At 70.5% G+C, this 19,744-nt stretch carries 22 protein-coding genes and 1 other RNA gene; 8 read left to right on the plus strand and 15 right to left on the minus strand.

Features of this window, described 5'->3' with window-relative positions; translation table 11 throughout:
• The 5 genes from AC1DCG_RS00740 to lgt all read right to left on the minus strand — a co-directional run.
• The coding region (locus AC1DCG_RS00740; protein WP_477041336.1) for a hypothetical protein at nt 1–744 on the minus strand (744 nt) is incomplete at its 3' end.
• 246 nt (nt 745–990) lie between these two features.
• Nucleotides 991–1,929, minus strand: a complete 939-nt coding sequence (locus AC1DCG_RS00745) for a ribose-phosphate pyrophosphokinase (protein ID WP_165261397.1) — start codon at nt 1,927–1,929, stop codon at nt 991–993.
• A gap of 231 nt (nt 1,930–2,160) precedes the next feature.
• Nucleotides 2,161–2,946: a peptidoglycan editing factor PgeF gene (pgeF, locus tag AC1DCG_RS00750; protein ID WP_477028411.1), complete on the minus strand. Its 786-nt coding sequence runs from the start codon at nt 2,944–2,946 to the stop codon at nt 2,161–2,163.
• A complete protein-coding gene (locus AC1DCG_RS00755; RefSeq protein WP_477041337.1) occupies nt 2,943–4,124 on the minus strand; it encodes a class I SAM-dependent methyltransferase in 1,182 nt (393 codons plus the stop codon). Before AC1DCG_RS00755 ends, pgeF begins: the two co-directional genes overlap by 4 nt.
• Nucleotides 4,121–5,017, minus strand: a complete 897-nt coding sequence (lgt, locus tag AC1DCG_RS00760; protein WP_165261401.1) for a prolipoprotein diacylglyceryl transferase — start codon at nt 5,015–5,017, stop codon at nt 4,121–4,123. Before lgt ends, AC1DCG_RS00755 begins: the two co-directional genes overlap by 4 nt.
• A 116-nt stretch (nt 5,018–5,133) precedes the next feature.
• On the opposite strand from lgt, the gene AC1DCG_RS00765 reads away from it, so the two are divergent.
• The 3 genes from AC1DCG_RS00765 (at nt 5,134) to proC (ending at nt 6,985) form a co-directional block, all read left to right on the plus strand.
• The gene (locus tag AC1DCG_RS00765; protein ID WP_165261403.1) at nt 5,134–5,424 is read left to right on the plus strand and encodes an accessory factor UbiK family protein; all 291 of its coding nucleotides are present in this window, start codon (nt 5,134–5,136) and stop codon (nt 5,422–5,424) included.
• Between the two features lie 130 nt (nt 5,425–5,554).
• A complete protein-coding gene (locus AC1DCG_RS00770; protein ID WP_101713958.1) occupies nt 5,555–6,058 on the plus strand; it encodes a type III secretion system chaperone family protein in 504 nt (167 codons plus the stop codon).
• Nucleotides 6,059–6,202: 144 nt separating this feature from the next.
• Complete coding sequence (proC, locus tag AC1DCG_RS00775) at nt 6,203–6,985, plus strand: pyrroline-5-carboxylate reductase (protein WP_477028409.1); 783 nt, start codon at nt 6,203–6,205, stop codon at nt 6,983–6,985.
• Between the two features lie 181 nt (nt 6,986–7,166).
• Here the strand turns inward: proC and AC1DCG_RS00780 are convergent, their stop codons facing one another.
• On the minus strand, nt 7,167–8,162 hold the full coding sequence (locus tag AC1DCG_RS00780) for an alpha/beta fold hydrolase (protein ID WP_477041338.1): 996 nt from the start codon (nt 8,160–8,162) through the stop codon (nt 7,167–7,169).
• Nucleotides 8,163–8,258: 96 nt separating this feature from the next.
• On the opposite strand from AC1DCG_RS00780, the gene AC1DCG_RS00785 reads away from it, so the two are divergent.
• The 4 genes from AC1DCG_RS00785 to AC1DCG_RS00800 all read left to right on the plus strand — a co-directional run bounded on the left by AC1DCG_RS00785 (nt 8,259) and on the right by AC1DCG_RS00800 (nt 11,481).
• The gene (locus AC1DCG_RS00785; RefSeq protein ID WP_477028407.1) at nt 8,259–8,564 is read left to right on the plus strand and encodes a hypothetical protein; all 306 of its coding nucleotides are present in this window, start codon (nt 8,259–8,261) and stop codon (nt 8,562–8,564) included.
• Nucleotides 8,565–8,778: 214 nt separating this feature from the next.
• A complete protein-coding gene (locus tag AC1DCG_RS00790) occupies nt 8,779–9,420 on the plus strand; it encodes a TetR/AcrR family transcriptional regulator (RefSeq protein WP_101713963.1) in 642 nt (213 codons plus the stop codon).
• A 43-nt stretch (nt 9,421–9,463) separates the two neighbouring features.
• Complete coding sequence (locus tag AC1DCG_RS00795) at nt 9,464–10,507, plus strand: alpha/beta hydrolase (protein WP_477037168.1); 1,044 nt, start codon at nt 9,464–9,466, stop codon at nt 10,505–10,507.
• Nucleotides 10,504–11,481 (plus strand): NADPH:quinone oxidoreductase family protein, encoded by a 978-nt coding sequence (locus tag AC1DCG_RS00800; protein WP_477028405.1) that lies wholly within the window; start codon nt 10,504–10,506, stop codon nt 11,479–11,481. The genes AC1DCG_RS00795 and AC1DCG_RS00800 overlap by 4 nt, the downstream gene beginning before the upstream one ends.
• Here AC1DCG_RS00800 and AC1DCG_RS00805 read toward each other — a convergent pair.
• The 5 genes from AC1DCG_RS00805 to ffs form a co-directional block, all read right to left on the minus strand.
• Nucleotides 11,471–11,842: a hypothetical protein gene (locus tag AC1DCG_RS00805; protein ID WP_477028404.1), complete on the minus strand. Its 372-nt coding sequence runs from the start codon at nt 11,840–11,842 to the stop codon at nt 11,471–11,473. The genes AC1DCG_RS00800 and AC1DCG_RS00805 overlap by 11 nt on opposite strands.
• 11 nt (nt 11,843–11,853) lie before the next feature.
• Nucleotides 11,854–12,456 carry a recombination mediator RecR gene (gene recR / locus AC1DCG_RS00810; protein ID WP_477041339.1) on the minus strand — a complete coding sequence of 201 codons (603 nt, stop codon included), beginning with the start codon at nt 12,454–12,456 and terminating at the stop codon, nt 11,854–11,856.
• Nucleotides 12,457–12,537: 81 nt separating this feature from the next.
• Complete coding sequence (locus AC1DCG_RS00815; RefSeq protein ID WP_165261419.1) at nt 12,538–12,867, minus strand: YbaB/EbfC family nucleoid-associated protein; 330 nt, start codon at nt 12,865–12,867, stop codon at nt 12,538–12,540.
• A 124-nt stretch (nt 12,868–12,991) separates the two neighbouring features.
• Nucleotides 12,992–14,851, minus strand: a complete 1,860-nt coding sequence (locus tag AC1DCG_RS00820; RefSeq protein WP_477028403.1) for a DNA polymerase III subunit gamma/tau — start codon at nt 14,849–14,851, stop codon at nt 12,992–12,994.
• Nucleotides 14,852–14,933: 82 nt separating this feature from the next.
• Nucleotides 14,934–15,032: signal recognition particle sRNA small type (ffs, locus tag AC1DCG_RS00825), an RNA gene on the minus strand.
• A gap of 147 nt (nt 15,033–15,179) precedes the next feature.
• On the opposite strand from ffs, the gene nudC reads away from it, so the two are divergent.
• Entirely contained in the window at nt 15,180–16,124 is a 945-nt protein-coding gene (gene nudC, locus AC1DCG_RS00830; RefSeq protein WP_477041340.1) for an NAD(+) diphosphatase, read from the plus strand.
• Nucleotides 16,125–16,321: 197 nt separating this feature from the next.
• Here nudC and AC1DCG_RS00835 read toward each other — a convergent pair whose 3' ends face one another.
• The 4 genes from AC1DCG_RS00835 to ispH form a co-directional block, all read right to left on the minus strand.
• Nucleotides 16,322–16,738, minus strand: coding sequence for an MAPEG family protein (locus AC1DCG_RS00835; protein WP_477028401.1), 417 nt, complete (start codon nt 16,736–16,738; stop codon nt 16,322–16,324).
• A gap of 254 nt (nt 16,739–16,992) precedes the next feature.
• Nucleotides 16,993–17,439, minus strand: coding sequence for a ribonuclease HI (gene rnhA / locus AC1DCG_RS00840; RefSeq protein ID WP_477028400.1), 447 nt, complete (start codon nt 17,437–17,439; stop codon nt 16,993–16,995).
• Complete coding sequence (gene thrB / locus AC1DCG_RS00845) at nt 17,436–18,398, minus strand: homoserine kinase (RefSeq protein WP_477028437.1); 963 nt, start codon at nt 18,396–18,398, stop codon at nt 17,436–17,438. Before thrB ends, rnhA begins: the two co-directional genes overlap by 4 nt.
• Before the next feature lie 251 nt (nt 18,399–18,649).
• Nucleotides 18,650–19,612, minus strand: a complete 963-nt coding sequence (ispH, locus tag AC1DCG_RS00850) for a 4-hydroxy-3-methylbut-2-enyl diphosphate reductase (RefSeq protein WP_477028399.1) — start codon at nt 19,610–19,612, stop codon at nt 18,650–18,652.
• Between the last annotated feature and the right edge of the window lie 132 nt (nt 19,613–19,744).

Consider the following 19,744-nt stretch of genomic DNA (forward strand, 5'->3'; position numbering starts at 1 on the left):
GGCCGGCGCGGCGGTGGCGTCGAGGGCGGCGTCGATGTTGGCGGCGGCGGGCGCCGGGGCCGGCGGGGCGTTGACCGTCACCAGGGTCGCCTGCTGCAGCTGGGCCACGTCGGCGGTGTCGGCCAGGGCCGGGACGGTCGAGGCGCTCTTGGCATAAGCCAGGCGGGCGTCGCGATCGCTGACGAAGCCCTTGGACCAGGCCACGCGCTGCACGTCGTAGGCCGACTGCTTCACCTTCTTGCCGGCCTGGTAGACCTTGAGGCCGTCGGCGCCGAGGGTGTCGATGATGCGGGCGGCGGCGGTGTCGGAGCCCTTGAAGCCGACGGCGTAGGCCGGGTCGGCGATCAGCTGGTGGATGACTTGCTGGCGCTGGGCGGGATCGGCCGCGAAGGCGCGAACGGCGCTGACGAAGGTCGGATCCTGCAGGGCCAGGACCGCGCCGTACGACATGACGCCGCTGAGGAAATGCTTCTGCTCATAGCCGACGCCGACCTTCAGCGAGGCCTGGATCTGCTCGCCGTTCTGGAAGTTGGCGTCGATGGCGCCGGCGCGCTGCATGTAGCCGCGGAAGGCGCTGGCGCGCTCGACCACCTTGCTCGACAGGGTGATGGGCGGCGGGGCCGGCGGGGCCTGGACGACGGGCGGGGGCGGCGGCGCGGGCGGGGTGGAGCAACTGGCCAGGACCGAGGCCGCGGCGAGCGCGACGGCCGTGATCGCGGCGCGCGGACGCAGGTTGAAAAGCATGCTGACGACATCCCCGTGTGACTGGAACCGGCTTAACATCGCCGACGGGCGACATTGTGACAGTCAGTCCGTTAACCAGACTTTGACAAGCGGGACTATGTCGCGATTTCCGCGAGAGCGCGGATTCCGTTGGATATTTCGCCGACGGAAAATGTGGCGCCGATGTGGCGGCGCGGTCGTGGGAGTTAACGGCCAGCCCCCGACCAACCCCCGCTTTCGCCGGGATTGGCCGGGACAGGAAGTCTCTTAGTCGAACAGCTTCGACACCGACTCTTCGTTGGCGATGCGGCGGATGGCTTCGCCGATCAGCGGGGCGCACGAGACGTAGCGGATCTTCGGGCAGGTCTTGGCGTGGTCGGAGGCCTCAATGGAGTCGGTGACCACCAGCTCGGTGAGCACCGAGTTGGTCACGCGGTCGACCGCCGCGCCCGACAGCACGCCGTGGGTGACGTAGGCGCTGACCGAGACGGCGCCGTGGTTGATCAGGGCCTGGGCGGCGTTGCACAGGGTGCCGGCCGAGTCGGCGATGTCGTCGAACAGGATGCAGCGGCGGCCTTCGACGTCGCCGATGATGTTCATCACTTCCGACTGGCCCGGACCCGAGCGGCGCTTGTCGACGATGGCGAGGTCGGCGTCGTCCAGGCGCTTGGCCAAAGCGCGGGCGCGCACCACGCCGCCGACGTCGGGCGAGACGACCATCAGGTCTTCGCCCAGCGGGTAGTTCTTGATGATGTCGTCGGCCAGCAGGCGCGAGGGCAGCAGGTTGTCGGTCGGGATGTCGAAGAAGCCCTGGATCTGGCCGGCGTGCAGGTCCATCGTCAGGACCCGGTCGGCGCCCGAGCGGGTGATCAGGTTGGCCACCAGCTTGGCCGAGATCGGGGTGCGGCCGCCGGTCTTGCGGTCCTGGCGGGCGTAGCCGAAGTAGGGCAGCACCGCGGTGATCCGCTTGCCCGAAGCCCGCTTCAGGGCGTCGATGCAGATCAGCAGCTCCATCAGGTTGTCGTTGGCCGGGTAGCTCGTCGACTGGATGACGAAGACGTCCTCGCCGCGGACGTTCTCGTCGATGGTGACGAACACCTCGAGGTCGGCGAACCGACGCACCTGGGCGCGGGTCAGCGGCATGTCGAGGTACTCCGCGATGGCCTGGGCCAGCGGACGGTTGGAGTTGCCGGACAGCAGCTTCATGTTGGATTCTCGGTGGGGGGGACGCCGTTGCCGGGCCTTCTAGCAGCGATCCGCCCGGGGGCAATCCTCTTAAGGCTCCAGGTTGCGCTTCGTGAACGTTTCGTGTCGTTCAGGCCGCAGGGGACCCCCTCCGGCCCTTCGGGCCACCTCCCCCAGAGGGGGAGGATCTGCGGTCTCCGATGCTCCCCCTCTGGGGGAGCTGTCGGCGAGGCCGACTGAGGGGGTTCTCCGCTACCCCTCCAGCATGATCGCCGACAGCAGCCGGCCGTAGTCCTTCTGGCCGCTGAGCACCGCGCGGCGGTTGGAGAAGAAGTGGTCGCCCTCGGCGCAGGTGTCGCGGCCGACCCATTCGCGCTGCTCGACGCCGGCGGTCTCGATGCGGTCGAGCACGAAGGCCGGCAGGTCGAAGTAGCGCTTGTCCTGGCTCTTGCCGGGCTTGAAGAACCGCTTGGAGCCGGGGCAGTCGGCCTCGAACTTCGCGAAGAACTCCAGGCCCACCTCGTAGGACTGCGGGCCGATGCAGGGGCCGACGGCGGCGACCATGCGGTCGGGGCGCGCGCCCAGCTCGACCATGGAGTCGACGGCGGCCTGCACCACGCCGTCCAGCGCTCCGCGCCAGCCGGCGTGGGCGGCGGCCACGACGCGGGCCTCGGGATCGACGATCAGCACGGGCGCGCAGTCGGCGTGCAGGGCGCCGCAGACCACGCCTGGCGTCTTGCTGACCACGGCGTCGCCCTGCGGCCGCGCATCGCCCCACGAGCCGTCGGCGACGATGGCGATGGTCGAGTGGATCTGGAAGCAGGTGTTGAGGTCTTCGCGCTCGACGCCGAACCAGCCGGCGGCCCGGGCGCGGTTCTCGATCACGTCGGCCGGCTCGTCCTGGCTGCCGCGACCGACATTGAGGCTGTCGTACAGCCCCTGCGAGACGCCGCCGTTGCGGGTGAAGAAGGCGTGGCGCAGGCCCGGCACGGACGCCAGCAAGGGCGACTGGACGGTGGGGAGCGATGCTTTGGTCATGCCTCGTCCTCGAAGAGCGGGGGATTGAGCCCCGGCGCGCTCAGGCACGCGACCTTGAAGAGATCGCCCATCTGCGCCGCTCCGGTCAGGCGATCAAGTTGTCTTGCGAGGGTGTCGGCGCGATCGGGACGCGCGGCGGCCAGCGCCTGGGCGCGAGCCTCGATGCCGAGGGCGCGCAGGAAGTCGCCCTGGGTGATCACGGGCGGGGCGCTCGCGCCGGCCTGCCGCGCGGCGTCCAGCACCGCGGGGAAGTCGGCCCAGACGGTCAGGTCGGCCTGGCCGGGACTGTCCAGCGGGCCTTCCTTGCTGTGGGCGCGCAGGGCCTGCAGGGTGTCGCCGGCCTCGGGGGCGGCGCGGCCGTAGTCGATCAGCAGCGCCGCGCCGCCGTCGCGGGCGACCCTGTGGCCGAGCTCGGCGCCCAGCGCCGCCTGGGCCGGCGAGGATTCCAGGATGGATCCGAGCGCCAGTTCCTCCCCCGCCAAGGCGGGGGAGGGGGACCACGAAGTGGTGGAGGGGGCGTCAGGCGGCAGGGAGGTGGTCGCCCCCTCCACCGGCTGCGCCGGTCCCCCTCCCCCGCGACGCGGGGGAGGAGAAAGCGAGCGCAACCCGAACGCCAGTTCGCCGTCTTCGCCCAGGCCCACCACTCGCTCGGCCCAGCCTTCGGCGGTCTTCACGAACTGGCGGGCGGGCAGGCAGTCGAGCAGTTCGTTGGCGACCAGCAGCAGCGGTGCGCCGRCCGGAACCTCTTCCAGCCGGTCGGCCCAGCGCACGGACGCGCCGGAAAGCTTGTCCTGCTGGGCCGCGCGCAGCACCGGCGAGACCTCGACCAGCCACAGGTCGGCGGCGTCGAGGAAGGCGGGCAGCAGGCGGGCCGCGCGCAGGATGTCGCTCATCAGGGTGCCGTCGCCGGGGCCCATCTCGACCAGGCGGAAGGGCGCAGGGCGGCCCAGGCGGTCCCAGGTCTCCATCAGCCACAGGCCGACGAGTTCGCCGAACATCTGGCTGAGGCCCGGCGCGGTGATGAAGTCGCCCCCGGCGCCCAGGGCCGGGCGATTGGCGTAGTAGCCGTCGCGGGGGTCGTGCAGGCAGCGGGTGAAGTATTCCGGAACGCTGATCGGGCCGTCCTGGGCGATCTGGGCCTTCAGGCGGCCCAGCAGCGCGGGTTCTCGCAGGCTCAAGGCTGGACCGGCTCCGGAGCGGGGACGGGGGTCTTCAGGGCGCGCCACAGCAGCCAGCCGCCGACCAGCAGCATCGGCAGCGACAGCATCATCCCCATGGTCAGGCCCAGCGGGAAGTTCGGCATGCCCTCGTCGGGGTTGCGCACGCCTTCCAGCGAGAAGCGGAACAGGCCGTAGCAGATCAGGAAGGTCGCCACGAGCGCGCCGCGACGCTGCAGCCACTTGAAGCGCCAGACCAGCACCTGGAGGATCGCGAACAGCAGCACGCCTTCCAGCGCCGCCTCGTAGATCTGGCTCGGATGGCGCGGCAGCAGGCCCGCGGGGCAGCCGCCATGGGCCGCCTCGATGGTCTTGTTGCAGAACACCACGCCCCACGGAACGTCGGTGGTTCGGCCCCACAGCTCGCCGTTGATGAAGTTGGCGCAGCGACCGAAGAACAGGCCGATCGGGGCCACCGGCGCGACCAGGTCGCCCAGCTTCAGGAGGTCGATGCCGTTGCGGCGGGCGAACAGGATCACCGCCGCGCAGACGCCCAGGAAGCCGCCGTGGAACGACATGCCGCCTTCCCAGACCTTGAAGACGTTCAGCGGATTGGCCGCCAGGACGTCGCGCTGCTCGGGGTTCACCAGCATGTAGAAGAGGACGTAGCCCAGGCGCCCGCCCAGGATGATCCCCAGGGTGATCCACAGCACCAGGTCGTCGATCTGCTCGGCGTTGGCCGTGGGCCGGTGGCCGCCCCACGGGGTGGGCGATTTGACCAGCCGGATGGCGTACTGCCAGCCCAGCACGATGCCGGCGACATAGGCCAGGGCGTACCAGCGCAGGGCCAGCGGGCCCCATTCCAGGGCCCAGGGACCGATGTGAACGACGGGGTCGATGTCGGGAAAGATCACGCCGTACGGCTCCGTTCGGGACAGATGGTCGCAGGGATACCCGCTTCGTGGTTCGCTTTCATCCCCTGCGCACCATATAAAGAACTGTGGGCGATTTGCGCCCGGCCGGAACGACGATGCACAGCCAGAACCCTTTCCTCGACGAATTCGCCAAGTTCACCCAGGCCGCCATGGGCATCGCCCAGACCGCCGGCGACGAAGCCAAGACGGCGTTCCGCGCCCAGGCCGATCGCTGGGCCGCCGAGCTGGACCTGGTGCGCCGCGATGATCTGGAAGCCCTGAAGGCCCAGGTGGCCGCTCTGCAGGCCGAAGTCGCCGCGCTGAAGGCCGAGAAGACCGCGACCCCGAAGGCCGCCGCGAAGAAGGCGACTCCGAAGGGCGACAAACCCGCCGAAAAGGGCGAATAAATCGTTTACCGCTCGCTTCAAGCGTGAACGCTGTTGTGGCCAAACGCGCGAAGCAGCTTAGACTCTCCTTTCGTGGGCGACACCCGGCGGGTCCCACGCCCGTCATCGCCCCCGGGGGCCAAAGGTTCTGATGGACACCCAACCCGACGACGACGTCCTGCTGGCGCTGGATCCCCTCGAGGTGGTCGAGCACGTGCTGGCCGCCGAAAACCTGACCTTCGACCGGACGGAGGACGGCGATCTCGCCTTCGCCCTGACCGGCGACTGGAAGGATTACGAGCTCTGGTTCGCCTGGCGTCCGGAGGCCGACTGCCTGCAGCTGTGCCTCTCGCTCGACCTGCGGGCGTCCAAGACCAAGCGTCCGGCCGCCTACGAACTGCTGTCGATGATCAACCAGCGCGTCTGGCTGGGCCACTTCGAGGTCTGGACCGACGACGGCGAGGTGGTGTTCCGCCACGCCTTGGCCCTGCCGTCGGGCGAGCGTCCGACCATGGCCCAGGCCGCCTCGATGATCGACGCGGCGGTGGAAGCCGCCGACCGCTTCTATCCGGCCTTCGACTTCCTGCTGCACGGCGCCAAGACCCCCGACGAGGCCATGGCCGCCTGCATGTTCGAGACCGTCGGCCAGGCGTAAGGCCCGCGACGCAACGATCTTCGAAAGCCGTCCTCCCCGGCCCGGGGCGGGCGGCTTTTTCGTTTTCGGCATGCACCAATGAGGTGACGCGCCCACCCTGCCGCGCTAAGCGCCCTGCGACACCAGACACGCGGGAGCTGACCCATGACCCCCATCCTTCTGCTCGGCGCGGGCCGCATGGGCGGGGCCCTGATCGAGGGCTGGCGCAAGACCGGGGCCTTCTCGCTCTCCGACCTGATCGTCCGCGATCCGGCCGCGACCGCCGAGGCTTTCCCCGGCGCGGTGGTCAATCCGCCGCTTGAAGCGTTGTCGGCGGCCAAGGTGGTGCTGCTGGCGGTCAAGCCGCAGATCTGGCGCGAGGCGGTCAAGGACGTGGTCCCGCACCTGGCCCCTGAAGCCATCGTCGTCTCGATCGCCGCCGGCGTGCGCGCGGCCGACATCTCCGAGGCCTTCGGCGGCCGCCGCGTGGCGCGGGTGATGCCGACGACCGCGGTCGCCATCGGCCAGGGCGCGGCCAGCCTCTATGCCGACACGCCCGAGGCGCTGGACGCCGCCAAGGCCCTGCTGGCCCCCGTCGCCGCCACGGTCGAACTGGCCGACGAGCAGCTGATGCACGCGGCGACCGCCGTCTCCGGCTCGGCGCCGGCCTATCTCTACGCCTTCATCGAGGCCCTGGAGGCCGCCGGCGCCGGCCAGGGTCTGTCGCCGCAGGACAGCGCCCGGCTGGCCCGCGCCACCATCGCCGGCGCCTCGGCCCTGCTGGCGGCGGGCGGCGAAGAGCCGGCCGAACTGCGCAAGCAGGTCACCTCGCCCGGCGGCACCACGGCCGCGGCGCTGTCGGTGCTGATGGGCGAGGGCGGTTTCGGAGACCTGCTGCCGCGCGCGCTGGAAGCGGCGGTGAAGCGTTCGGAAGAGCTGGGGGGCTGACCCCCCCTCAGTCGGCTTCGCCGACAGCGCCCGCCGCTCAGGCTCCTCCCCCTCTGGGGGAGGTGGCCCGAAGGGCCGGAGGGGGGACGTTTTCAGCTTCCGAGGCGCAGGGAGTTTCGCAATCACTCCCCCCCACCGATCGCTGCGCGATCGCCTCCCCCAGAGGGGGAGGTTCCTTTTTCTACGGCGCGGTTGCGTCCACCAGCGCTTGGGCCGGCTTGCCCCGTTCGGCGGCCACGAATTCCACGGCCCGCACGATGTGGTMGGCGAACTCCCCGCCCAGCAGGCGGGTGTGGCTGGCGCCGGCCACGTGGTCGACATAGCCGTGCTGCGAGGCGCGGGCCGGGGCGGCCTGCATGTCCTTCCACTGGGCGCGTTCGCCGACGCGGGCGCCGGCGGTGACCACGGCCACCGGCCATTCAGGCTTGAACGGCGGCTGGGCGGCGGCTTGATCGGAAGCCTGCGCCCACAGCGTGACCTCGGCGGCCGAGGTGCGGTTGTGGCGGCCGTTGGCGAAGCCCCAGCGCTTTTCGGCCTTGGCGTCGGGCGGCAGGCCGATCTTGTCGCCCATGCGGGTGTACATCAAAGGCTTGTAGAGCCCGGTCGAGGCGCCCAGGGCGGCGGCGCGCGAGATGAACACGAACGACTTGACGAAGCCCTCGATGCGCCGGTTCAGCACGGCTTCCGGCATGGCGGCGTCGACGAGGACGAGGCCGGCGACCTTGTCGGGGTTGCGCCCGGCGTATTCGCGCAGGCGCAGGCCGGCCATCGAGTGGCCGACCAGGATGAACGGGCCCTTCTCGCCCGAGGCGGCGACCAGCTTCTCGAAGTCCGAGACGATGGCCAGGCCGTCGCGCGGGGCCGGGCCCTTGGGCGAATAACCCATGCCGGCGCGGTCGTAGGCGCAGGCCCGCCAGCCGGCGGCGGCCAGGGCGTCCTGGGTGGCGCCCCAGTCGGCGGCGAAGCCGAAGGCGCCGGCTTCCAGCCAGACGGTGGGGCGGTCGGCGTGCGTGGCCTCGCCTTCGCACACCAGGCGCAGCTTACGGCCCTCGCCGATGTCGACGAAGGTTCCGCGAGGGGCCTTGTGGCCGGCCGCGGCCATCACGCCGCCCGTCGCGACGAAGGAGACGAAGAGCAGGGTGAAGGCGGCAAGGGCGCGTCCGGCGTGCTTGAGCATGGGTCTCAATGTAGGGGCGCGTGGGCTTTCGTCGAGAGCGCCCGCGACGTCGGGGCGCGGTTTCTTTTCGGCGGATCAATCCCTAGACTCGCCGCCATGCGTCGCGTGCTGTCCGCCCTGTTGCTGGTCGCCGTCCTGGCCTCGTCGGCCGGGGCCCAGACCCATGGCCGCCAGGCGCCGTCGGTCCCCGCGCCGGCGGAGACCTCCGCGCCCAGCGCGCAGGCGGTGATCCCGCCGCCGATCCCGCTGCAGTCGCCAAGGCCCGGCGCCGATCCGGCCGCCTGCAAGGCCGTGTGCGCCAAGACCTACTACTTCTGCCGCGCCAACACCGACGACGACAGCTGCCCGGCCGAATGGGCCCGCTGCGACGCCCGCTGCAAGGCGACGTTCACGCGGCCGTAGGGCCGTCGGGCGGCTGAGGCCTTGCGTCCTTCGAGGCTCGGCTTCGCCTTGCACCTCAGGATGAGGATCTCATGGTGCTGAATCCCTCATCCTAAGGCGCCCGCGCAGCGGGCCTCGAAGGACGCACTGCATCCCCTCTTGCTCCGCGCCCGGAACGAGGCTCAAATCCTGACGGGGCGTCATTGACGCCGCCCAACAAAAGAGCCGCGCCTCGATGTCGAACATCGCCTATTTCCCCGCCATGCCGCCGCGCGAGGACAATCGCCCGGGCAAGCGCGAGCGCACCAAGACCGCCAACCGCCAGGCCATCCTGGACGCGGCGCGGCAGGTGTTCGGCGAGCTGGGCTATGACGGGGCCACGGTGCGCGACATCATCCGCCTGACCGGTTTGGCCTCGGGCACCTTCTACAACTACTACAAGTCCAAGGAGGAGGTGTTCGACGCCCTCGCCGACGACGGCGCGCGGCGCTTTCGGCCGCTGCTGCGCGTGGAGTTCGAGAAGGCGACCGACTTCGCCTCGTTCCTGCGCGGGGCCATGCGGGCCTATTTTGACTTCCTGGCCGCCGAGCACGAGACCTGGCGGGTCAACCGCCCCGCCGGCGAGACCCACCCGCAGGTGCGCGCCACCCCCGAGGTCACCGCCGTCTTCGCCGAAGTGCGCGAGGCTTTCGAGCGGGTGCTGGAGCGCGACCACGCCCCGCCGGTCGACCTCGACTACCTGACGGCCGCCTGCATCGCCGTGGCCCGCGAGGTCGGCGACAAGATGCTGGAGCGCCGGCCGATGGACACCCAGGGCGCCACCGCCTTCGCCGTCGGCCTGATCCTCGGCGGCCTGCCGGCGCTGCCCAGGCCCTAGCGGCCGATCCTTCTCCCCACCTCCAGAAGAAAAGAGCCCCCGAATGGCCGACGTCCAGAAGCTGGTCCTCAAGACGATCCTGTCGCTGCCGACCCCGATCCTGCGGGCGCTGAGCGGCGGGGGCGTCGTCTATCGCGGCGGCCGCACGCTGGATCCGCGCTTCCAGTTCTTCGCCAATGCGGCCAAGGGGCTGCCGTCGATGACCACCCTGTCGCCGGAGGAGGCGCGGGCGGGCAGCGCCAAGGGCCTGCTGGCGGTCTCGGGCCCGCCCGAGGTCGGGGTGCGCAACGAAAGCCTGACGATAGACGGTGCCGGCGGCCAGATCCCGATCCGCGCCTATCGTCCGGCCGAACAGGACAGTTCGGCGCCGCTGATCGTCTTCGCCCACTTCGGCGGCGGGGTGATCGGGGATCTGGAGACCTGCCATGCCTTCTGCGGGATCCTGGCCCGCATCGCCAGGACCGCCGTGCTGTCGGTCGACTATCGCCTGGCGCCCGACCATCGCTTTCCCGCCGGTCTCGATGACGTGCTGGCGGCCTATCGCTGGGGCCGCGACAACGCCGCCCGCTTCGGCGCCGCGCCGGGGCAGGCAGCGATCGGCGGCGACAGCATGGGCGGCAACTTCGCCGCCGTTCTGGCCCAGGAGATGAAGCGCAGCGGAGAGGCCCAGCCGGCCTTCCAACTGCTGATCTATCCCGCCGTCGACGTGGCCAGCGAGACCCCGTCGATGGCGATCTATGCCGACAGCTATCCGCTGAGCCGTCCGATCATGGAGTGGTTCATGGGCCACTACATGGGCCCGGAGGCCGATCCGGCCGATCCGCGCCTGTCGCCCGACAAGACCGAGGACCTGACCGGCCTGGCGCCGGCCCTCGTCGTCACCGCCGGCTTCGATCCGCTGGTCGACCAGGGCGAGGCCTACGCCAAGCGGCTGATCGCGGCCGGCGTGCCCACCACCTACCGCTGCTATGGCAGCCTGGCCCACGGCTTCACCGCCTTCACCGGCGCCGTGCCGGCGGCCGACGCCGCCTGCCGCGAGATCGCGGGCCTGGTGCGGGCGGAGATCGAAGGACGGCGCGGCGCGTGAAGGCGCTTGTCGTCGAGCGCCTGGCGCAGGACTTCGCCGGCTGCGCGGTGAGGGAGGTCGCGACCCCGGCGCCTGGGTCCGGCGAGGCGCTGGTCCGCATCCGGGCCGCCAGCGTCAACTTCCCCGACCTGCTGATGACCCGCGGCGAGTACCAGCTGAAGCCGGACCTGCCGTTCACCCCGGGCCTGGATTTCGCCGGCGAGGTGGCGGCGCTGGGCCAGGGCGTCGACGGGCTGGAGATCGGCGCGGCGGTGGTTGGCGGAACGCGAACCGGGGCTTTCGCCGAGTACATCGCCGTTCCGGCCAAGGCGCTGAGACCCCAGCCCGCGCGGCTGTCGTTCGGCGAGGCGGCCTCCTATGGCGCGGCCTATCTGACCGCGCGGGTGGCGCTGGTGCGACGCGCCAATCTCCAGCCCGGCGAGTGGGTGCTGGTGCACGGCGCGGCCGGCGGCGTCGGGCTGGCGGCTGTGGATCTGGCCAAGGCCATGGGCGCGAAGGTGATCGCCGCCTCGGCCTCCGACGATAAGCTGGCGCAGGTCTCGCGGCTCTATGCCCCTGACGCTGTCGTCAACGTCACCGGCGGTTTCCGTGATCGGGTGAAGGCGATCACCGGCGGGCGCGGGGCGGACGTGGTCTACGATCCCGTAGGCGGCGACGTCTTCGACGAGAGCCTGCGGTGCCTGGCCTTCGACGGGCGGCTGCTGGTGGTCGGCTTCGCTTCGGGGCGGATCCCGACGGTCTCGGCCAACATCCCGCTGATCAAGGGGATCTCGGTGATGGGCGTGCGGGCCGGCGAGTACGGCCGTCAGTTCCCCGACAAGGGGGCCGAAGACCAGGCCGCCGTCTGGGCGATGGCGCAGGCCGGCACGATCCGGCCCCACGTGCACGCCGAGGTTCCGCTGGAGCGCTGGCGCGAGGCGTTCGACCTGCTGGCGCGGCGGCGCGTGATCGGCAAGGCGGTGATCACGCCATGACCGGCGGGCGCTGGTAGACCACGAAGCGCGCGACGCGGGTGGAGCGCATGGCCTCGACCATTTCGCCGTCGCTGTAGCCAGGCAGGGTCTCAAGCCAGGCTGCGAACGCCTGAGCGCCCTGAGCCTCCAGCGGGAAGACGCCGACCGGATCGGTCGAGGCGTCATGGAGCAGGAAGACCACGTCGTCGCCCCACGGCCCGCTGTCGTCGGTGGCCACCACGACCTGCCGCAGGTCGGCCAGCGCCAGGCGGCGGGGCGGCGAGCGCCCGTCGGTGGTGAGGATCGCGCCGTCGACGATCTCCACGCGCCAGGGGCTGGGCGGATTGGCGTGCGACAGCCATGTCTTCAGCCAGCCCAGCATCCGTGTTCCTCCTAGGCCGGCCGCCTGGCCCTCAGGGCCTGGGCGATGGTTCCGTCGTCGAGCCAGTCGAGGTCGCCGCCGACGGGAACGCCGCGGGCCAGCATCGTCACCGGCACGTTGGTGTTGGCGAGGCGATCGGCGAGATAGTGGGCGGTGGTCTGGCCGTCGACCGTGGCCGGCAGGGCCAGGATGACCTCGGCCACCTGCCCGCTGGACGCGCGCTCCAGCAGCTCGCCCACCCGCAAGGTTTCCGGGCCCACGCCGTCCAGCGCCGACAACAGGYCGCCCAGCACGTGGTAGCGGCCCTTGAACGAGCCGCCGCGCTCCATCGCCCACACCGAGCCGACCTCCTCGACCACGCACAGCAGGCGCACGTCGCGCGAGCCGTCTGCGCACACGGCGCAGGGATCGGTGGTGTCCAGCGAGCCGCAGGTCGAGCAGGTCTTCACCTTGGCCTGGGCATCGGCCATGGCGGCGGCCAGCGGCGCCAGCAGCGCATCGCGCTTCTTCAGCAGGGCCAGCGCCGCGCGCCGGCCCGAGCGCGGCCCAAGGCCCGGCAGCTTGGACAGCAGGGCGATCAGGCGCTCGATCTCGGGTCCGGCGGAGGCGGCCATCTGGTCTTTCTGGGTGGTTTTCGGCTCAGTAGACATCCTCACCCTGAGCTTGTCGAAGGGCGGGGATGGCGGTTCCGCTGGTTAGAACTTCATCCCGGGCATGCCGCCCATCAGCCCGGCCATCGGGCCGGCGGCTTCCTGCATCATCTGGGCCTGCTTGGCTTCCAGCTTTTTCTTGGCGTCGGCGTGGGCGGCGACGATCAGGTCGGAGATCACCTCGCCTTCGCCCGGCTCGATCAGGCTCTCGTCCAGCACGACCTTCTTGAGGTCGCCGCCGCCCGACAGGGTGACGGTGACCATGCCGCCGCCGGCGGTGCCTTCGATGACCACCTCGGCGAGGCGGGCCTGGGCGTCGGCCAGCTTCTGCTGCATGGCCTGGGCCTGCTTCATCAGGCCGCTGAGGTCTTTCATGGTCTGCTCCAACTGCTGGCCCGAAAACCTCGCCCTTCGACGGGCTCGGGGTGAGGTTTCCTACTGACGGGCCTTCAAAGTAGCCCTCATCCCGAGCTTGTCGAAGGACGAGGGCGGTTCTCTCCTAGTCCTCGGCCTCGTCCGGCTCGATCGGCGCGGGTTCGGGGGCCAGGACCTTGCGGATCTCGACGATCTCGGTGCCGGGGAAGGCCGACAGCACCGAGGCGACGAACGGATCGGCCTTGATGGCGGCCAGGGCCTCGCGCTCCTCGCGCTTCTGGCGCTCCATCAGGCTTTCGGCCCCGCCGCCGCCTTCCGCGGCGACCAGCCAGGGCTGGCCGGTCCATTCCTTCAGCGCCCGGACCAGGCGCCCGGCCAGGTTGCCGGGGGCGCCGGGGGCGGCCTCGAAGGTGATCGCGCCGGGGCGGAAGCTGATCGGGCGGACGAACTGCTCGACGTCGAGGCGCAGCCCGATGTCGCGCTTTTCGGCGATGAGCTTCAGCACGTCGTCGAACGAGGCCAGCACGGGAGCGGCCGGTGCGGTCCCGATGGCGGCCATGGCGCGCGGCGCGGCCGAGACGGCTCCGCCAGGGGCCGCGCCGCCACCGACGGCGACGCCGCCGCCCGGACCGGCGCCCGGATTGCCGCCGTCGCGCAGGGCCTTCAGCGCGTCTTCCGGACCCGGCAGGTCGGCGGCGTAGCACAGGCGGATGATGGCCATCTCGGCGGCGGCCATGGCGTCGGGCGCGCGGCGCACCTCGTCATGGGCCTTGAGCAGCATCTGCCACAGGCGAGCCATGGTCCCGGCGCTGGTCTGGGCGCCGACCGAGGTCAGGCGCGCGGCCTGCTCCTTGGGCATGGACAGGGCCTCGGGACCCAGGGCCTTGGCCACCGAGGCGGCGTGGCAGTGGTCGAGCAGGTCGAGCATCACCACAACCGGGTCGGCGCCGAAGCCCCACAGCTGGCGGAAGGTGGTCAGGGCCTCGCCCGGCTTGCCGCTCATCACCTGTTCGAAGAGAGCGATGGTCTGGCTGCGGTCGGCCAGGCCCAGCATGTCGCGCACGACGGCGGCGGTGACCGTCTGGCCCTTCTCGGTCTGGACGATGGCCTGGTCGAGCAGCGACAGGCCGTCACGGGCCGAGCCTTCGGCGGCGCGGGCGATCAGGGCCAGGGCGTCGGGGTCGATCCTGGCGCCTTCGCGCTGCGAGATGCGGTCGAAGTGCTTGGCCAGCACGTCCGGCTCGATCCGGCGCAGGTCGAAGCGCTGGGTCCGCGACAGGATCGTCACCGGCACCTTGCGGATCTCGGTGGTGGCGAAGATGAACTTGGCGTGCGGCGGAGGCTCTTCCAGCGTCTTCAGCAGCGCGTTGAACGCGGCCGTCGACAGCATGTGCACTTCGTCGATGATGTAGACCTTGTAGCGCGCCTCGACCGGGGCGTAGCGCACCCCGTCCAGCAGCTCGCGCATCTCGTCGACCTTGGTGCGCGAGGCGGCGTCGAGCTCCAGCACGTCCATGTGCCGGCCCTCGATGATGGCCCGGCAGTGACGGCCCTCGGTCGACAGATCGACGCTGGGGCCGTGGACGGTGTCGCTCTCGTAGTTCAGGGCGCGCGCCAGCAGGCGGGCGGTGGTGGTCTTGCCGACCCCGCGGACGCCCGTGAGCATGAAGGCGTGGGCGATGCGGCCGGTGCTGAACGCGTTGGCGAGCGTCCTGACCATGGCCTCCTGGCCGATCAGGTCCTCGAAGGTGCGCGGGCGGTACTTGCGGGCCAGCACGGTGTAGGCCGCGCCGGCCTCTTCGGCTTCAGGCTCGGGCAGGGGCTTGGCCGCGGCGGGAGCAGAGGCGGGCGCCGGCGCCTCGCCGAAGATGTCGGCCGTGTTCTCGTCGCGCTCGGCCGCCTCCTCCCCCTCACGCCCTTGGGAGGCGAAGGCGGGCTCGTCCCAGGGGGGAGCGGAATCGGGCGTGAGGTCGTGGTCGGCCATGGGCGCAGTCTAGAGCGTCGGGCGGCGCGGCAAAAGGCTCACGGGCGGCCGCGTCGCGTCTGCTGACAGAATTTAAGGGGTAAGGTGGAGACCGGCGGGCGACCCGAGGGTGATCTCGTTGTGGCTGCTGCCTTCCGGCCCTGACCAGGTTGGCGAGGCCATCGTCCGTCGCCGATCTCCGAGGGGGTATATCGCGACTCATCGCGCGATATGCAAGCGCCAAGCGCTCCGTCTGGTGACGACTCTTCGCCGCCGGTCCGTCGCTGGGCGGGCGCCGGACGCCAAAACCCCTTACACTTTGCCCGGCCAGCCTCTACAGAATCGACCCATGCCGCTTTCCGAGATCGTCAACATCTTCGCGGGCAATCCGCTGGACCGCGCCGGCGAGCGCCGAGGCGACGCCAGCTGGATCGCCGAGAAGCTGGAGGACCCCMAGTCCCTGGCCGTCGCCGTCTGGAACGGCAAGGTCCTGGTCGAGGATTCGCCCTCAGCTGACGACGAGCCGACCGGCGTCCAGATCGCCTATCTGCGGGCCGACATGGCCAAGGAGCTGGCCGGCACCGACGAGCGCCTGCTGTTCATGGGCCTGTGGAAGGACATCGCGGTCTTCGCCGTCGACCTGGAAGGCGCGGCCGACCCGTCGGAAGGCGCGCTGCAGGGCCTTGGCCGGTTCGAGGAGCTGCGCGGCGCGGCCGCGACCCTGCCCGCGCCCGACGCCGGCATCCTGGCCACCGCCAAGTCGATGTTCGAATGGCGGCGCAAGCACCCGTTCTGCGCCAACTGCGGCAACAAGAGCGACGTGGTCGACGGCGGCTGGAAGCGCATCTGCCCCTCCTGCCACGCCGAGCACTTCCCGCGCACCGACCCGGTGGCGATCATGCTGGCCGTGCACGGCGGCAAGTGCCTCTTGGGCCGTCAGGCGGCCTGGCCCGCCGGCATGTTCTCGGCCCTGGCCGGTTTCGTCGAGCCGGGCGAGACCATCGAGGAGGCCTGCGCCCGCGAACTGAAGGAAGAGGCGGGCCTGGTGGCCACCAAGGTCCGCTACCATTCCAGCCAGCCCTGGCCGTTCCCCGCCTCGCTGATGATGGGCATGATCGCCGAGGTCGACAGCGACCAGGCCGCCCCCGACCAGACCGAACTGGAAGCCGTCCGCTGGTTCGACAAGGACGAGGCGAAAGCCCTGATCCGCGGCGAGATCGACGACGCCTTCGCCCCACCGACCCTGGCCATCGCGCATCAGCTGATCAAGACCTGGTGCGAGAGCGAGGATTGAGGGGCTTCGCCATCGCGCGAGAGCTAGAACTCTAGATCCCGTCATTCCCGCCCTCGTGGCGGGAAACCCTCTGTTAGCCGCAGGGGCGGATGGTGCGGCGTGCTTGGCACGCCGCTGGCGCTTCACGTGCGAGCCGAACCAGGGATTCTCGCCACGAGGGCGAGAATGACGGGAGGAAAAGAGGCGTGCTCACCGCCTCACCCCGCCAGCTTCACCCACTCGCGCGCGACCAGCGCCACCAGCACCAGCGTCGACAGGCCGAACGCGGCGAACCGCGCCATCACGATGTTGACGCTCGCCTGCACCAGGCTGTGCACGACCCGCAGCGCCACATAGGTCCAGGCCAGGGCCAGCGCGGTTCCGTCCGCGTGGCCGGCCACGGCGATGGCCAGGGCCGCCGCGTAGAAGATGGTCGGCTGTTCCATCAGGTGGTTGTAGTTGTGGGCCGCCTGCCGGGCGCGGTCGGGCAGCACGTCCAGCGCGCCGGGGAACCTGGCGTCCTGCGGCTTGATCCCGGCCTTGGTCATCGCCGGCAGCCGCTGGGCGTACATCCACGCCCACATCACCAGCGACCAGCTCACCAGCGCCAGCACCGGCGCGATCATCGTGTTCATCGGTCTTGCCTCCCCAGGTCGTGTTTCGGGGAGGCTATCGGTCCGGAGGCGTGGCGCGAAGCCTGCCGTTGGGAGAGCGGCCGAACGCTCTTGCTCTCCCGCCGCCCCAAGTCCGTCTCTCCCCGCGAAGGCGGGGACCCAAGCTGACTTCGATGCGGTCGAGGCCTTGGACTATTGGCCGGCTCGGCTTGGATCCCCGCCTGCGCGGGGATGAACGGAGAAAATCTGCCCGAAGTCGCGAGGTTCGATCCGTCTCAGCGCTTCTTCAGCGTCTCTTCCATGCCGCGGCGGGCCAGTTCGTCGGCGCGTTCGTTGTGCTCGTGGCCGGCGTGGCCCTTGACCCAGCGCCAGTCGACCTCGTGGCGCAGGCGCGCGGCATCCAGGCGCTGCCACAGGTCGACGTTCTTGACCGCGCTCTTGTCGGCGGTCTTCCAGCCCTTGGCCTTCCAGCCATGGATCCACTGGGTGACGCCCTTCATCACGTACTGGCTGTCGGTGTGCAGCTCGGCCTTGGTCGGGCGGTTCAGCGCCTCCAGAGCCATGATCGCGCCCATCAGCTCCATGCGGTTGTTGGTGGTCGCCAGCTCGCCGCCGCAGATCTCCTTGCGCTTGTCGCCGTACATCAGCACCGCGCCCCAGCCGCCGGGGCCGGGATTACCGCGGCAGGCGCCGTCGGTGTAGATGACGAGCTTGGGGGTCACGCGCGGCTCCCGAACAGCGACAGGCCTTCGCGGTGGACGGCCAGCTTGCGCTCGTACTCCAGCGGGTCCTTCGGGCGAACCAGGGCGCCGGCCGGCGTGGCGTTCCAGTCGGCCAGGCGGGTCAGGAAGAAGCGCATGGCCGCGCCGCGCGCCAGCATCGGCAGGGCGTCGCGCTCGGCCGGGCTCAGGGGACGGCGGCGCTCGTAGCCGGCGATCAGGGCCTGGGCTGCGGTGACGTTGAAGCTGCCGTCGGCCTCGAAGCACCAGGCGTTCAGGGTCACGGCCACGTCGTAGGCGTAGGCGTCGTCGCAGGCGAAGTAGAAGTCGATGGTCGCCGCGAACTTGCCGTCGGTCCGGAAGAAGACGTTGTCGGGGAAATAGTCGGCGTGGATCGTGCCCGTGGGCAGGTTGCGCGGCCAAGCCAGGGCCATCTCGGCCAGGTCCTTGTCGATCGTCGCGGCCAGGCCCGGCTTCAGGTCTTCGGCGGCCTGGCGGTGCTTGGAGAACAACGGGGCCCAGTGCGGCTGGCCCAGGTCGTTGGCGCGGCGGCCGGCATAGCCCTCGCCGGCCAGGTGCAGCCAGGCCAGGCCTTCGCCGGCCTCGCGGCAGTGGGCGGGGGTGGGCTTGCGCACCGACAGGCCCGGCATGAACTCGACGATGGCGGCGGGCTTGCCGCGCAGGGTCTTGAGGGTCTTGCCCGTCTTGTCGCCGACCGGCCGCGCCGAGGGGTAGCTGCGATCGGCCAGCCAGCCCAGCAGGTCCAGGAAATAGGGCAGGTCCTCAGGGCGAGCGCGGCGCTCGTAGACCGTCAGGATGTAGCGGCCCGTCTCTGTCTCCAGCAGGAAGTTGGAGTTCTCCACGCCCTCGGCGATGCCCTTGAACGCCAGCGGGGCGCCCAGGTCGTACTCGGCCAGGAAGGCTTCGAGCTCTTGATCGGTGATGTCGGTGTAGACGGCCATGGGCGCGGGATGCGGCACCGCGCGCTGGCGGTCAAGCGGCGCGGCCCCAGAAACCTCTCTCATCGAGAGAGGGAGGGGCCCGCGCCGAAGGCGCGGGAGGGTGAGAGGTTACAGTCTCGCAGAACCAGGCACAGAGCTTCGGCTGGTCTTTTGGGGCGGAACAGTCGGGGGAAACTGGCCAAGGGTGAAACCTCTCACCCTCCCACCGCTTCGCGGCGGGCCCCTCCCTCTCTCTCAGAGAGAGGGGATTTTTAGGCCGTCGTCAGCAGGCGCGGCAACTTGAAGGTCACCGTCTCGCGGGCTTCGACCAGTTCCTCGATCTCCAGGTCGAAGTGGCCGCTGATGGCGTCGATGACGCCTTGCACCAGGTCTTCAGGCGCCGAGGCGCCGGCGGTCAGGCCGATGCTTTCCACGCCCTCGAACCAGCTCCAGTCCAGGCCCGAGGCGTCGTCGATCAGGTAGGCGGCCTTGGCGCCGGCCTTCAGGCCCACTTCCTTCAGGCGCACCGAGTTGGACGAGTTGCGCGAGCCGACCACCAGAATGAGGTCGGAGGCCTCGGCCAGCATCTTCACCGCGTCCTGGCGGTTGGTGGTGGCGTAGCAGATGTCTTCCTTGTGCGGCGCGGCGATGCCGGGGAAGCGCTCCTTCAGCATGGCCACGATGTCGGCGGTGTCGTCCACTGACAGGGTGGTCTGGGTCAGGAAGGCCACGTTCGAGGCGTCCTTGGGCTGCCAGGTGCGCGCGTCGTCGATGTCCTCGATCAGGGCCACCGTGCCCTCGGGCAGCTGGCCCATGGTGCCGACGACCTCGGGGTGGCCGGCATGGCCGATCAGCACGATCTCGCGGCCGTTGTCGAAGTGCTTCTGGGCCTCGACGTGGACCTTGGAGACCAGCGGGCAGGTGGCGTCGAGATAGATCATCTCGCGGGCCTTGGCCTCGGCCGGCACCGACTTGGGCACGCCGTGGGCCGAGAACACCACCGGGCGGTCGTCGGGAGCCTCGTTCAGCTCCTCGATGAAGATCGCGCCCAGGGCTTTGAGCCGGTCGACCACGTGGCGGTTGTGGACGATTTCGTGGCGCACATAGACCGGCGCGCCGAACTTCTCGATGGCCCGCTCGACGATCTGGATGGCCCGGTCGACCCCCGCGCAGAAGCCGCGCGGGCTGGCCAGGAACAGGCGAAGCTTGGGACGGATCGGGGCGGGCGTGGTCATGGCGCGGAACCTAAGCGTTCGCGGCCCCGGGCGCCAGACGTCGCGAAGGCGCCCGCGCATGGCGTTTTGACGACGCCGCTGCAACGTGCGCCCGTTGCGAGGTCACGCATATGCCTTTATCAGGCTGCATGA

The sequence above is a fragment of the Caulobacter sp. 10L414 genome, assembly GCF_056395525.1.